This window comes from Nocardia sp. NPDC052316 (assembly GCF_044547795.1).
Taxonomy (GTDB): domain Bacteria; phylum Actinomycetota; class Actinomycetes; order Mycobacteriales; family Mycobacteriaceae; genus Nocardia.
The window spans coordinates 639941-652933 of the sequence record NZ_JBIUBB010000002.1 but is presented as its reverse complement, the minus strand read 5'-3'; the positions used below and the strand labels follow the sequence as shown (position 1 = coordinate 652933).

At 67.2% G+C, this 12993-nt stretch carries 12 protein-coding genes and 1 riboswitch; of the genes, 2 read left to right on the top strand and 10 right to left on the bottom strand.

The annotated features are described in order from the left end of the window. Positions 1 to 49 precede the first annotated feature (49 nt). The 7 genes from ACIHA7_RS09725 to ACIHA7_RS09695 all read right to left on the bottom strand — a co-directional run bounded on the left by ACIHA7_RS09725 (position 50) and on the right by ACIHA7_RS09695 (position 6861). Entirely contained in the window at positions 50 to 1891 is a 1842-nt protein-coding gene (locus ACIHA7_RS09725) for a hypothetical protein (protein ID WP_397287550.1), read from the bottom strand. Positions 1892 to 2109: 218 nt separating this feature from the next. Beyond that, complete coding sequence (locus ACIHA7_RS09720) at positions 2110 to 3549, bottom strand: pentapeptide repeat-containing protein (protein ID WP_397287548.1); 1440 nt, start codon at positions 3547 to 3549, stop codon at positions 2110 to 2112. A gap of 210 nt (positions 3550 to 3759) precedes the next feature. After that, on the bottom strand, positions 3760 to 4650 hold the full coding sequence (gene pqqB / locus ACIHA7_RS09715; RefSeq protein ID WP_397287546.1) for a pyrroloquinoline quinone biosynthesis protein PqqB: 891 nt from the start codon (positions 4648 to 4650) through the stop codon (positions 3760 to 3762). Continuing rightward, the gene (gene pqqE, locus ACIHA7_RS09710; RefSeq protein WP_397287544.1) at positions 4647 to 5726 is read right to left on the bottom strand and encodes a pyrroloquinoline quinone biosynthesis protein PqqE; all 1080 of its coding nucleotides are present in this window, start codon (positions 5724 to 5726) and stop codon (positions 4647 to 4649) included. The genes pqqB and pqqE overlap by 4 nt, the downstream gene beginning before the upstream one ends. Next, a complete protein-coding gene (gene pqqD / locus ACIHA7_RS09705) occupies positions 5719 to 5991 on the bottom strand; it encodes a pyrroloquinoline quinone biosynthesis peptide chaperone PqqD (RefSeq protein ID WP_397287542.1) in 273 nt (90 codons plus the stop codon). Before pqqD ends, pqqE begins: the two co-directional genes overlap by 8 nt. After that, positions 5972 to 6700 carry a pyrroloquinoline-quinone synthase PqqC gene (gene pqqC, locus ACIHA7_RS09700; protein WP_397287540.1) on the bottom strand — a complete coding sequence of 243 codons (729 nt, stop codon included), beginning with the start codon at positions 6698 to 6700 and terminating at the stop codon, positions 5972 to 5974. Before pqqC ends, pqqD begins: the two co-directional genes overlap by 20 nt. 35 nt (positions 6701 to 6735) lie before the next feature. Next, positions 6736 to 6861 (bottom strand): hypothetical protein, encoded by a 126-nt coding sequence (locus ACIHA7_RS09695; RefSeq protein ID WP_397287539.1) that lies wholly within the window; start codon positions 6859 to 6861, stop codon positions 6736 to 6738. Positions 6862 to 7161: 300 nt separating this feature from the next. On the opposite strand from ACIHA7_RS09695, the gene ACIHA7_RS09690 reads away from it, so the two are divergent. Then, complete coding sequence (locus ACIHA7_RS09690; protein ID WP_397287537.1) at positions 7162 to 8784, top strand: PQQ-binding-like beta-propeller repeat protein; 1623 nt, start codon at positions 7162 to 7164, stop codon at positions 8782 to 8784. A 15-nt stretch (positions 8785 to 8799) separates the two neighbouring features. Here ACIHA7_RS09690 and pqqA read toward each other — a convergent pair whose 3' ends face one another. Beyond that, positions 8800 to 8916: a pyrroloquinoline quinone precursor peptide PqqA gene (gene pqqA / locus ACIHA7_RS09685; protein WP_397287535.1), complete on the bottom strand. Its 117-nt coding sequence runs from the start codon at positions 8914 to 8916 to the stop codon at positions 8800 to 8802. 182 nt (positions 8917 to 9098) lie between these two features. Here pqqA and ACIHA7_RS09680 point away from each other — a divergent pair, with 182 nt between their 5' ends. Continuing rightward, positions 9099 to 10127, top strand: a complete 1029-nt coding sequence (locus ACIHA7_RS09680) for a PQQ-dependent sugar dehydrogenase (protein WP_397287533.1) — start codon at positions 9099 to 9101, stop codon at positions 10125 to 10127. A gap of 4 nt (positions 10128 to 10131) precedes the next feature. Here the strand turns inward: ACIHA7_RS09680 and ACIHA7_RS09675 are convergent, their stop codons facing one another. Both ACIHA7_RS09675 and glyA read right to left on the bottom strand, forming a co-directional pair. Beyond that, positions 10132 to 11499 carry an L-serine ammonia-lyase gene (locus ACIHA7_RS09675; protein ID WP_397287531.1) on the bottom strand — a complete coding sequence of 456 codons (1368 nt, stop codon included), beginning with the start codon at positions 11497 to 11499 and terminating at the stop codon, positions 10132 to 10134. Continuing rightward, the gene (glyA, locus tag ACIHA7_RS09670) at positions 11496 to 12791 is read right to left on the bottom strand and encodes a serine hydroxymethyltransferase (protein WP_397287529.1); all 1296 of its coding nucleotides are present in this window, start codon (positions 12789 to 12791) and stop codon (positions 11496 to 11498) included. The genes ACIHA7_RS09675 and glyA overlap by 4 nt, the downstream gene beginning before the upstream one ends. Positions 12792 to 12832: 41 nt before the next feature. Next, a riboswitch (glycine riboswitch) is annotated at positions 12833 to 12927 on the bottom strand. Between the last annotated feature and the right edge of the window lie 66 nt (positions 12928 to 12993).

Below are 12993 nucleotides of genomic sequence, written 5' to 3'. Positions count from 1 at the left end.
TTCATTCGCCGAGTAGCAGCTGCGAAGCGGTGAGTACTAAGCGCGCTGACTATCGGGGTAGGGTGACGATCTGGACGGGTGTGCCCAGCGGTGCGCCGTTGCTGGTTGTGGTGAATTCGTAACTGCCGGAACATCCGTCGATGGTGTAGTCACCGTTGATGTTGCGCAATTGGCCGAGCACGTCGCTGGTTCCGGGCATCCGGTTGGGGGTGGCGGCCAGTCGGATGGCTCGGGTCGCGGTGAGCGTGGCGTCGTGGACCAGGCAGGTGTAGGCGTCGGTGCCGTCGGTGCGGTATCCCGCATTCGCGAGGGCCTCGGTGTAGGGCTGCCACCCCTCGGGCGGGGTGCCGCGGCCACCGGGCCAGTCCAGATGGACCACACCGGCGTAGATCACCTGCACGCCGGCTTGGCGCAACTGGTCGGGATTGCGGTGAATCGCGGTCAACGCGGTGACCCCGGTCATGATCGTCAACGGCCGCGACCGGCAGGCACGCTCCTTCAGCGAGTCGATGAACTCGCCCATGTCGGAGACGCGCCCCGCGAACAGGATGGTGTTGGCACCGGACGCGCACACGTTGCGGGTGACCCCGTCGAACATCTGCGGCCAGGTGTCGCTGGGAATGGTGACCCCGGTGAAACCCTGGTCGGGGATCTGCCCGATCCAGCGACCGAGTTTGTCGCGGAACACCTTTTGCAGCGCGGCGGCGTAAAGGTCGCCGCGGGTTTCGGCGTTCTGATCCCACACCACGATCGCCGGACCCAACTCCGGGTGGCTGTCGAGATATCCGCTGAGATGGTCGACGAAGGTGCTGGTGGTCGGGGTGACACGGACCATGCCGGGGATGTTGTCGTAGTTCAACTCATCGGCGGTGGTGATGGCGCCGATGATCGGAATCTGCTTGCCGCTCAATGCTTTCGCCGCGTCCCGGGTGTCGGCCACACTGGTGCCCAGCGCGACGACGGCGGCGACCCGTTGGTGCGGGTCCTCGGCGTCTGCCAGCGAGATCAGTCGGTCGACCGGTGCCCGCCACTGGTTCTGGAAGCTGCCGTTGTTGGCCAGCAACAGCCGGATCGCGGGCCGGGGATCGCCGAAGGAGCGGCCGCTGTTGACCCGATGCTGCGCGGCGGCGGCGCCGATGAGCATCTGCCGGATCTGGTCGCTGGACAGCTGACCCTCCTTCGGGCGACCGCCAGGCGGACCGGTTTGCACCGGCTGCGACAGCGGACCGAGCAGCGCGACGGTGAGATAGTCGCCGCTCACCAGCTTGTTCTGCGTGGCGATTTGCTCGACGACATCCGCCGTTACCGGGTCGAAGCCGGTGAACGCTCCATCGGTCACCCCGATGCACTCCCCGTCCACCAAGCTCAGCCCCGCCTCGACGCAGGTATCGTCCGCAGCCCGGATGATCCGCACCACGCCCACCGCGAATACCACCGCCACCACCAACGCCAGCACCGCAATCGCGAGGGTAAGGCGCGGACGCCGACGGATCCATTCTCTACCGGTGGCCGACCACGCCCCTCGATTGCCGGACGCGCCGGAGCCGGCGCGCGCTTCATCCGGGGGTGCCGGGATAACCGGGACGGGTCGAACTGGTCGTGCGGCGGTGCTGCGCTGGTCCTCCCACCAGGCCAATTCGTTCTGCAGCTGCTGCCCGGCCAACTCTGGTCGAGTGTGGTGCAGGCACGCCGTCACGATCGCCTTGGTAGTTTCCCGAGTCGGTAGGGCCTGCCCGGAGGTGATCGCCTGCCGCAATGCCTCCGCGCTGATATGAGCTTCCTCGGCCAAGCGCGCCTGCCGGGTGGCGTCCGAAGCCGCTCCGGTGCGGGCGACCAATTCCCGCAGCATCTCCTTGAACGCAGCGATCGGATCGGCATTCGGGGCGGTCACCGCAGTACCCGCGCTCGGGTGGACCGCTCCCGCGGATGCGGAGCAGGCGAAATCTCGCTCATCGGCCCCCACCAACCTTCCCTGCCATGCTTCGAAAACCAACGCGCACATACACGTTCAACGGGCTGCACCCAACAGCGCCCCCTTACCCGTAGGAACATGATTCCCCACCCCGACGCACTCCCGCGTCGAAACAGTGTCGATCGCTTCGACCGGAGTTACAGTGCGTTCACGGCGGGCGGCCAGTCGTGCGGCTCGATATTCCCAGGCTTCCCGGCCCCGTCTTGGCCCCAGTCGAACTCCGGCGGTGGCGGACCCCACCGCTGGGGGTTGGTGAACTCGATGCGCTCCGAGCCGAAGTCGGCCGACACGAAACTGGTCCGTGCCGCCAAAGCAAGGCGTGTGAAAACGGCAGGCCCGTGAAATACCGCCGTGTTGAACGAGGTCTCGCCGCCGAACGTCGCGTCGTCGAACGATGCTTTGGCGCCGAACGTCGCCTCACGGAACCCGGTATCGCCGCTGAAGGTCACCCTGTTGAACCCCGCGCCGCCCCGGAACGTCGCCTCACCGAATCCGGTATCGCCACGGAACGTCGACCCGTCGAATCTGGCGCCGCCGCCGAACATCGCTCCGCTGAACCAGGCATGGCCGCCGAACGTCGCGGTGTGAAACCAGGCGTCACCACCGAAGGTCGCGGTGTTGAACTGCGCGTCACCGCCGAATGTGGCCGTGTCGAATCGGGCGGTGCCGCCGAAGCTCGCCCCGATGAACCCCGCGTCGCCGCCGAACCTGGCCCCGTCGAACATGGCGGTGCCACTGAGTGTCGCCCCGTTGAACCAGGTATCGCCGGTGAACGTCGCCGCGTTGAATCCGTTGTCGGCGTAGAACTTCGCCGTGTGGAACCAGGTATCGCCGCTGAAGGTCGCCTCATCGAAGCGGGCGGCACCGGCGAAGACGGCGCCGCTGAAATCGACGTTCTCCAGGTGGGCGGTCCGGAGGTCGAAATGGCTTGCCGACCAGCTGTATTCGGCCTCGGGTCGGAGGTGCTCACCGATCACCCGGACGATGGTTTTGCGGACCTCACGATCGTTTTGCCGGTACTCGAAGTGTTGTTCGTCCTCCGGACTCGACGCGTCGGCCGCCGGGTATTTGCGGATGTTCTTGGTTTGGTGATTGCCTCCGAGATCCGGGGTGTAAGGCAGGCGAAGGTAGCCGCACAGCACGTCGATGCATTGCTGCCTGCGCAGGCCGTCGGTTTCGTCCGCGGCACCGGCCATCGCGTACACCCCGGCGATCCGGACGGCGACGTCGGTCGCGCCGAGTTGGGCGGCCGCGGCCCCGAAGCGTTCTACGAACCGGCTCTGCTCGGCATCGCGCTGGCGTCGGTAGGCGATCACCAGGGCGACGACACCGCCGACCCCGGCGACGATGGTCAGCGCCACCTTGGTGATATCGAGCGGCGCGGCCTTCGCGTCGCTGGTGGGGGTGTACCGATTCACCACCTGGTAGGCCACGTAGGCGATAACAATCCCTGCTACGAGCGCGGACATGATCGCCGGGAGCAAACCGAAGCGCTCCGCCCGGCGCCTGATCGCCCTGTTGCTCCTGCCGATTCGCGCCAGCAGTGCGGTTGTCTTGTTGCGCACCCACCCGAACATCGCTCGATTGTGCTCGCAGCAGCGGTGTCTCGCACAGCACTCCGCACTTATCGTCGCGGTGACGCGCAGCGATGAATGGCGGTGTTCTCCCGGTCGATGGCGCTGCGGCGCAACACTGGTGGCGTACGTGCGTTGAGAGCGACGGGCAACCTTACCGATGCTGTTGGTAGCTTGAATTTCTAGTCGGCTGTGGCGTGCCGAGTGACCATTTCACACGGTGAGTTCGGCGCCGTCGGGCAGGACTTCGACACCGGCCTGCGCTACCAGTGCGCTGGCGGCGGAGGCGGGCTCCAGGAGGGGGTTGGTGTTGTTGAGGTGGGTGTAGATCCGGCGCAGTCCTGGGTGGCGGGTGAGGGCGGCCAGGGAGCCGGTGCGGCCGGCTATGGGGAGGTGGCCCATGCGGGATTGGCCGGCGTCGGGGTCCTGGGAGTGGACGGCCGAGCCGAGTTCATGGGCGCTGAAGAAGGTGCCGTCCAGTAGTGCGCAGTCGGCGGAGGCGAGCAGATCGTCCAGGGGCTCCGGCCAATTCGCCAGGCATGGGGCGTACACGAAGACGCCGCCGGTCACCGGGTCCTCGATGCGCAGGGCGCTCACCCAGTGGGTGGAAGGGGACGGTGTGGCGATGTACTTGGGTGCCTTGGCGCTGATCGGGTGCGCTGTGACGCGGAGTCCGCCGAGGAGTTCGACGCCGGACACGGTGCTGTCCTGCCATTTCCATGGGTGGTAGCGGGTGAGCAGGCTGCGTAGCGGCAGGAGTGCGTCGAGTACTACCGGACTGGCGTAGACGGTCAGGTCGGCGGCCCCGCGCAGGATGGCAAGCCCCATCGTGTGGTCCACCTCGGCGTCGGTGAGGAGCACGCCGCGCACCGGTGTTTCGCGCGGTCCCGGTCCGGGGCGGAGGGCGGGCGTCGCGAGCAGTTGGGCGCGAATGTCGGGAGAAGCGTTGAGCAGCCACCACTCTCGTGAGTTGCCGCTGATGGCGACGCACTCTTGGCTGCGCGACGGCAGTTCCCCGTTACGGGCACTTTCGCAGAGCTCGCAGGCACAGTCCCACTGCGGGAACCCGCCGCCGGCCGCGGTACCGAGCAGGATCACCTTCACGGCGCCTGCGCCCGCATGGTGAAGGCCGTCGCCGCCTCGCTCAGTGCGGCGTCGACGAGCGGCCGGTCCGGGGACAGCCCGCACACCGGGTCGGTGGCCGCCGCGTCGCCGGTGAACTGGAACGCCTGGCAACGGCAGCCGCCGAAATCGGTGAAGCGTTCGGGGCAGGAACGGCAGGGTTCGGGCATCCAGGCGGTCCCGCGAAAAGCGTTGAACGCCTTCGAGGAATACCAGATCTCGCCCAATGGTCGTTCGAGTACGTTCTCCACTGGCAATGTGGAGATCACCGAAGCGCCTGGGCACGGCAGTACATTGCCCTCGGGCGTGACGGTCAGTTGCCTTCTCCCCCAACCATCCATGCACGGCTTCGGCCGGTCCGCGAAGTAGTCCGCGACTACGTACACCAGGTCGGGTCCGCCCGCGTATTTCTCCCGAGCCCGCTGCATCGCCTGTCGCGCCTGGTCGAGCTGAATCGCGGTGGGTAACAGAGCGGCTCGGTTACGAAGCCCCCAGCCGTAGTACTGCGTGTTGGCCAACTCGATGCGGTCCGCGCCGAGACCCACGGCGAGGTCGATGATCCGCTCGACCCGATCGATATTCCCGCGGTGCAGCACAACGTTCACGGTGAGCGGCAACCCCGCCCCCGTGATCGCCTCGGCCGCATCGAGTTTCAGCGCGTGCACGCGCGCCCCCGCGATCCGGTCGGCGGACTGCGGATCCGCGTCCTGCATGGAGAGCTGAACGTGGTCGACCCCGCGCTGCGCGAGCTGTCGCGCCCGCGCGGCGGACAATCCGACACCGCTGGTGACCAGGTTGACGTAGGCCCCGAGTTCCCGTGCGTGCGCGACCAGGTCGGGCAGATCCCGTCGGGACAGCGGCTCCCCGCCGGAGAAATGCATCTGCACGACGCCGAGCTCACGGGCCTGGGTGAGCACATGGCACCACTGCGCAAAGGTCAATTCCGCGGCGCGCGAGGCGAGTTCGACAGGGTTCGAGCAGTAGGGGCAGTGCAGCGGGCACCGATGCGTCAGCTCGATCAGCATGCCGAGCGGCGCCTCGATCGTCGGCTCAGTCATCCAGCGCCACCACTCGCCGCTGCGCGAGCCGCTCCAACAGCTCGGCGATATCCTCGGCTCTGACACCGTCGTACTCCGCGCCGAGCCGCTGCACCATGCGATCGATGCTGTGCGTACCGTCGCAGAGCGCGAGCACCGCAGCGGCGGTGTCGTTGAGGACCACCACCCCTTCGGGCAGCAGCGCCAGCTCACCGCGTACCGAATCACGGGTGAGCCGGACCCCCGGCCGCAGCCGCGGCAGCTTGCTATCGAACGACCCGGCCATCACCGGCTCCCGTGTGATAGTCGAGTGCGTCGAGCACGGCGCTCAGTACATCGCATTTGAAGGCGAGCGCGTCGACGCAGGCCTGCTGCTGCGCACGGGTTTCGGCATGCCGGACCACCAGGTCGAGCAGCGAACGCCCCTCCGCCTCCACCATGTCGATGCGCGCGGTGAAGTACGCGAAACCCTCCTCCGCGATCCACGGATAGTGCTGTCGCATCCGGCCGAGCCGGTAGCTCAACAACCCGGGCGAGAACAGCTCGGTGAGTCCGGACGCCACCGCGTCCAACCACGGGCGGCGCCGCGCGAAGTCGAGGTAGGCGTCCACCGCGAACCGCACCCCGGGCAAGACGAGTCGCTCCGAGACCACCTCGGCGCGCTCCAGTCCGACCGCCTCGGCCAGGTGCAGCCATTTCTCCGCGCCACCCGGGCGGCCGTCGGCCCCGTCGTGATAGACGATCCGCGGCAACCATTCCCGCCGCACCTCGGGCACCGGACAGTTGGCGATGATCGCGGCATCCTTCTGCGGCAGGCATCGCTGGTAATACCAGCGATTCGCCACCCACAACCGCAGCTCGTCCTTGTCCAGCCGCCCGTGGTGCAGCCGTTCGTGGAACGGATGCCGATCCCAATACAAAGCCTCGAGCGCGTGCAGCGACTGCCGGAACTCGGTCTCGCTCCAGCGAGTCTCCGTGTCACAGGCCGTGGACATCCCGGTGCACCTTTGCCCTTCGCGTCACCGCCGCGTCAGTCGCGGCCGGCGTAGGCGGTAATTTCCAAAGCGGTATCGAAGAAAACGAAATCGGGACGGCACCACACCTTCTCGGCCGTCTCGACCTTTTGGGTAGCGCGATTCTCGACGATGGCCTGCATACGAATGCCTCCGCTAGTCAAAAGGATGCGTGAATACAGCGAGCCGAACACTCTGGTGTGCGAGCGTAACACGCCTGAGCGCAGGCGAAACGGCTCAACAGCAACTGGGGAAATTCACCCCATAAGGGGTAGAGGGGTTTCGGCAGTCTCTGCATGATTGCTTTCGGTGCCGTAACCGAACCGATAGCCGAACGCGCACGCCAGTCGCCCGAAACGACATAGCGCCGTGGGTAACATCCTTGACGCTCCGGCAATTCGTATGGCTTAGCAAACTCCTGAGTCCGGGCGAGGAGCCAACTCATGCACAAGAAAACACACGCAGCAGCCCTCGGTTCCGGGCTCCGACGCGGTTCGTCGCTGCGCCTGCCCATCCTGGTGGTCGCCGCTGTCCTGCTGGTGACGGGCACCAGCTTCGGGCAGTCCACCGCCGCCGCGGGTGACTGGTCGATGTGGCAATACGACCTCCAGGGTTCTCGGCACAACCCTCACGAGACCGCGATTACCCCGGCCACCGTTGGCTCGCTGCAGCTGAAGTGGGCCTTCGCATTCCCCGACACCATCGCCGCGTCCAGTCAGCCTGCGGTCGTCGACGGCACCGTCTACGTCGGCGGCCGCAACGGAACGTTCTACGCGTTGGACGCCAACACCGGTGCGACCCGGTGGTCGTTCCAGGCCGAAACGCCGCTCGGGGGCAACCTGCCGACCTTCGGGCTGCGCAACGGGCCCGCCGTCGCGGACGGCCTGGTCTACTTCGGCGACAACTCGGCCAGGATGTGGGCCCTCGACGCGGCGACCGGCCAGCAGCGCTGGGTCCGCCAGTTGGACCCCCATCCGTTCGCGATCATCACCGGATCGCCCCTGGTGTTCGACGGCCACATCTACGTCGGCGTGTCCAGCCAGGAGTTGGGCCAGGCCACCAGCGATCACTATCCCTGCTGCACCTTCCGCGGCAGCGTCGTCGCTCTCGACGCCGCGACCGGCGACGTGCAGTGGCAGTACTACACGATCCCGCAGCCACAGCCGACCGGCGGCAAACCGAACTTCGCCCCCAGCGGTGCGCCGGTCTGGTCCTCGCAGACTCTCGACGTGCAGTCGCGCACCCTCTACTACACCTCGGGCAACCCCTATAGCGGCTACCCCGAAGGGGCGGAGGCCATCGGCGCGCTGGACCTCGACACCGGAACAGCCCGGTGGGTTCGACGCATGACTCCGGGAGACCCGCCATGGAACGGCCGCTGCGTGATACCGCCGCCCGGCGGAAACTGCCCCGATCCCGGACACGACTTCGACTTCGGCTCGCACCCGAACCTGTTCGAGATCAATGACCGCCTGGTCGTCGGCGCCGGCCAGAAGAGCGGCGTCTACCACCTACTCGACGCCACCACCGGTGAGATCATCTGGCAGACCCGGCTGTCCACGCCGAAACCGATTCTGCCCGCCCCTGGCTCGGAGTCGCTGCAAGGTATCCAGTGGGGCGCCAGCTATGACGGCAACCGCTTGTACGTCGCCACCTACCAGGCCCAGCCCGGCACGCTGTACGCACTGAACCCGGCGACCGGCGAAATGATTTGGGCCACCCCGAATCCCACCGAGGGCTGCCTGATCAATGTGCCCCCGGTACCGATGTCTCCGCTGTGCCAGCTCGCGATGCCGAACGCCGTGACCACCACCCCGGGCCTGGTCTACGAGGGCAGCATGGACGGCAAGATGCGCGTCTTCGCGGCCGACACCGGCGCGATCCTCTGGCAATACAACACCGCGAAACCGTTCAAGACGGTCAACGGCGTGCCTGGCCTCGGCGGCGCCATCAACGGTCACGGCGCCGTCGTCGCGAACGGCATGTTGTTCACCAACTCCGGTTACGGACGCCAGATCACCACCGGCATGCCGGGCAATGTGCTGCTGGCATTCGGCCTGCCGTAACCGCGCGGACAGATATCAGCTACGGCCCGCGTAGGCGGTGATTTCGAGGGCGGTATCGAAGAAGGCGAAATCGGGTCGGTGCCAAGCCTTCTTGACTACCGCGAGAATGGTGTTCCGGCCGCTGGCGTGCATGCGAATGCCTCCGATTGTCGCTCGAGAAAGATTCGGACTTCATGAGCGTAAGACGCCGTACACCCGTTATCTTCCCCAGTCGTTCTCCAGTCGAGATGACCGCCGAGATATGGCTCTACTTAGCTATGACTTCAACACTTCGAAGTACGGCACATTTCGCCGGCACCGCTGTGATCGCGGTAATGGCAACTTTTTTCGTCGCGCTGCCGAGTTCCCTCGCGGCGCCGGTCACCACGGCAGGACCCCCGGACCTCAATGCCCCGCAAGAGGTGGCGCGGGACATCGACGCGCCTTGGGGTCTGACCTTCCTCCCGGACGGTGCCGCCCTGGTAGCCGAGCGCGATACCGGCGTGATCAAGCGCATCGCACCCGGCACCACACCCACGCAGGTGTACCGGGTGCCCGGCGTGGTCGCGCGCGGCGAGGGCGGACTGCTCGGCCTCGCCGTCTCGCCGAAGTACGCCGAAAACGGTTACGTCTACGCCTATTTCACCGCCAGTGGCGATAACCGAATCGTGCGCTTCCGCCTGGACGGACAACCGCAAGCGATCTTCACCGGAATCGCGAAGGCCAACATTCACAATGGCGGCCGCATCGCCTTCGGCCCCGACGGCATGCTCTATGTCGGAACCGGCGACGCCGGACAACGGAACAGGTCGCAGGACCCGGCCAGCCCCAACGGCAAGATCCTCCGACTGGACCCCGACGGCAAACCGGCCCCGGGCAACCCCACCCCGAATTCGCCGGTCTACTCCCTCGGCCACCGCAACGTGCAGGGTCTGGCGTGGGACGCCACCGGGCGGCTCTACGCGACCGAGTTCGGGCAGGACACCTACGACGAGGTCAACCTGATCGAGCCGAAGCGCAACTACGGCTGGCCCGTCGTTGAGGGCAAGGGCGACACCCAGAACGGCCGCTACACCAACCCGCTCGTCACCTGGTCGACCAGCGAAGCCTCCCCCTCCGGCCTCGCGATCACCGCGAACACGCTGTACGTCGCCGCACTGCGCGGCCAGCGACTGTGGACCATCCCGCAGCGCGCCGACGGCACGCTGGACCGGCCGGTAGCGCAGCTGCGCAGCAAGTACGGCCGACTGCGCACCCCGGTGGTGGCACCGGACGGCGCGCTGTGGCTCACCACCTCCAACACCGACGGCCGCGGCACCGTCCGGGCCGGCGACGACCGAGTCGTCCGCTTCCCGGCACGCTAGCCGGTCAGCACTCCACCACGGCTACCGCCAAGCCGCCACGCGAGGTCTCCTTGTACTTGTCGAGCATGTCCGCCCCGGTCGCCCGCATGGTCTGGATGACCTGGTCCAGCGAGACATGATGCATCCCGTCACCGCGGATCGCCATGCGAGCCGCGGTGATTGCCTTGACCGCCGCGATCCCGTTGCGTTCGATGCACGGGATCTGTACCAGTCCGCCGATGGGGTCGCAGGTGAGGCCGAGGTTGTGTTCCATGCCGATCTCCGCGGCGTTCTCGATCTGCCGGGGCGTGCCGCCGAGGACGGCGGCCAGTCCGGCGGCGGCCATCGCGCAGGCCGAACCGACCTCACCCTGGCAGCCCACCTCGGCACCGGATATCGAAGCGTTCTCCTTCATCAGCTGCCCGATCGCACCCGCGGTGAGCAGGAACTCGACCACACTGTCCGCGTCTGCTGTGACGAAACGCTGAATGTAGTGCAGCACAGCGGGAATGATGCCCGCGGCACCGTTGGTCGGCGCGGTGACGACCCGACCGCCCGCGGCGTTCTCCTCGTTGACCGCCATCGCGTACAACGTCACCCACTCCATCGCGCGCAGCGGGTCGTTGTCCTCCGCTTCGGCGCCGAGCCGCTCGAACAGGTTCGCCGCACGCCGGCGCACCCGCAGCGTGCCGGGCAGCACGCCGCCCGTCGACATGCCGCGCGCCACACAGCGTTGCATGACCTCCCAGATGTCGAGCAGCTCCGCACGCACCTGATCCGCACTGCGCGAAGACATTTCGTTGGCGAGCACCACGGCGCTGATCGACAGTCCGGTGGCGTCGGTGATGGCGAGCAGCTCGTCCGCCGAGCCGAACGGGTAGGCCACCGTGACCGGCGCCTCGACGGCACGCCCGTCGATCTCGTCCTCGTCGAGGACGAAACCGCCGCCGACCGAGTAATACCGGCGTTCGAGCAGCACCCGCCCGGCCGCGTCGCGCGCGGCGAACAACATGCCATTGGTATGAAAGGCCAACCGGGTCAGCCCGAGCAACTCGACGTCCTCGTCCACGGCGAACGCGATCGAGTGCACACCGCCCAGATACAGCCGCCCGGTAGCGCGGGCCGTGGCGACGGTGGCGCGCATGGCGTCCGGGTCGACGCTCTCCGGTTGCGCACCGGACAGTCCGGCCACAATCGCCTCGACACTGCCGTGACCACGCCCCGTCGCCCCGAGCGACCCGTACAGCTCCACCCGCAGCGCGGCCGTCTCGTGCAGCACACTGCGGTCTTTCAAACGCTCTACGAATGCGGCCGCGGCGCGCATCGGCCCGACCGTGTGCGAGCTCGACGGGCCCACGCCGACCCGGAACAGGTCGAAAACGCTGATCGTCACGCCGGATTCCGCATTCCGACGTAGAGCGGGAACTGCTGCACCAAGGCGTCCACCCGCTTGGTGAGCGCCGCCGAGGCCTCGCCGGTACACAGCGCCGTCGCGATGACGTCGGCGACCTCGGTAAACGCCGCCAGATCGAAGCCGCGCGCGGCCAGCGCCGGTGTGCCGATCCGTAGCCCGGAGCTGATCATCGGCGGTCGCGGATCGAAGGGAATGGCGTTGCGGTTCACCGTGATGCCCAGCCGCTGCAACAGATCCTCGCCCTGCTTACCGTCCAGCGCGGCATCGCGCAGATCGACGAGCACAAGGTGCACATCGGTGCCGCCGCTGACCACACCGATACCGGCCGCCCGGCAGTCCTCGGCCAGCAGCCGCTCGGCGAGCAGCCGCGCGCCGGCGAGGGTCCGTTCCTGCCGTTCGCGGAACGCGGGCTCGGCCGCCATCTTGAAGGCGACCGCCTTGGCCGCGATCACATGCTCGAGCGGCCCGCCCTGCTGGCCGGGGAACACCGCCGAATCCAGCTTCTTACCCAATTCCGGTGTGGCGAGGACGAATCCACCGCGCGGGCCGCCCAGCGTCTTGTGCGTGGTCGAGGTGACGACGTGCGCGTGCGGCACCGGCGAGGGATGCAACCCGGCCGCGACGAGACCGGCGAAGTGCGCCATATCGACCATCAGGTAGGCGCCGACCTGGTCGGCGATGCGCCGGAATTCGGCGAAGTCCAGCTGCCGCGGATAGGCCGACCAACCCGCGATGATCAGCTTCGGCTGATGCTCTTCGGCCAGGCGCGCCACCTCGGCCATGTCGACCAACTGATCCTCGGCCCGAACATGGTATGCCGCAACGTCGTACAGCCGTCCGGAAAAGTTGATCTTCATGCCGTGCGTGAGGTGGCCACCGTGATCGAGCGCCAAGCCGAGAATGCTGTCACCGGGTCGCAGCAGCGCGTGCATCACCGCGGCGTTCGCCTGCGCACCCGAGTGTGGTTGCACGTTCGCGTATTCGGCGCCGAACAGCGCGCACAGCCGCGTGCGGGCCAGCGACTCGATCTCGTCGATGTGCTCGCAGCCGCCGTAGTAGCGGCGACCCGGATAGCCCTCGGCGTACTTGTTGGTCAACACGGTGCCCTGGGCCTGCATCACCGCGAGCGGCGCGTAGTTCTCCGACGCGATCATCTCCAGTCCGCGCTGCTGGCGATCGGTCTCCCGATCGATCATCGCGGCGACCACCGGGTCGAATTCGCGCAGGGAGACATCGAGTGGGGTGCGGAGATCGGCGGCGGGATCTGCCATGGGGAGCCTTTCGTCGACGCGTGCGCGCGCGTGGGTGTGGCTCCTCCCGCTCTGTCCTAGGGCCTGAGAGATTCACGCGTTCCGCGTTTGCCCCGTCGGCGAGTGCCTCGATGCACTACTTTTCAGAGTTGCCTGATGCGCAGCGGTACTGGGCCTGAGAGTTTCCCGGGAGGTGTTGCTCCTTCGGCTCTCCATCCACGGG

Coding starts and splice junctions, on each gene's coding strand:
- ACIHA7_RS09720 (WP_397287548.1), bottom strand. CDS start 3,549: ATGTTCGGGTGGGTGCGCAACAAGACAACCGCACTGCTGGCGCGAATC.
- pqqE (WP_397287544.1), bottom strand. CDS start 5,726: ATGACTGAGCCGACGATCGAGGCGCCGCTCGGCATGCTGATCGAGCTG.
- pqqD (WP_397287542.1), bottom strand. CDS start 5,991: ATGGCCGGGTCGTTCGATAGCAAGCTGCCGCGGCTGCGGCCGGGGGTC.
- pqqC (WP_397287540.1), bottom strand. CDS start 6,700: ATGTCCACGGCCTGTGACACGGAGACTCGCTGGAGCGAGACCGAGTTC.
- ACIHA7_RS09695 (WP_397287539.1), bottom strand. CDS start 6,861: ATGCAGGCCATCGTCGAGAATCGCGCTACCCAAAAGGTCGAGACGGCC.
- ACIHA7_RS09690 (WP_397287537.1), top strand. CDS start 7,162: ATGCACAAGAAAACACACGCAGCAGCCCTCGGTTCCGGGCTCCGACGC.
- pqqA (WP_397287535.1), bottom strand. CDS start 8,916: ATGCACGCCAGCGGCCGGAACACCATTCTCGCGGTAGTCAAGAAGGCT.
- ACIHA7_RS09680 (WP_397287533.1), top strand. CDS start 9,099: ATGGCAACTTTTTTCGTCGCGCTGCCGAGTTCCCTCGCGGCGCCGGTC.
- glyA (WP_397287529.1), bottom strand. CDS start 12,791: ATGGCAGATCCCGCCGCCGATCTCCGCACCCCACTCGATGTCTCCCTG.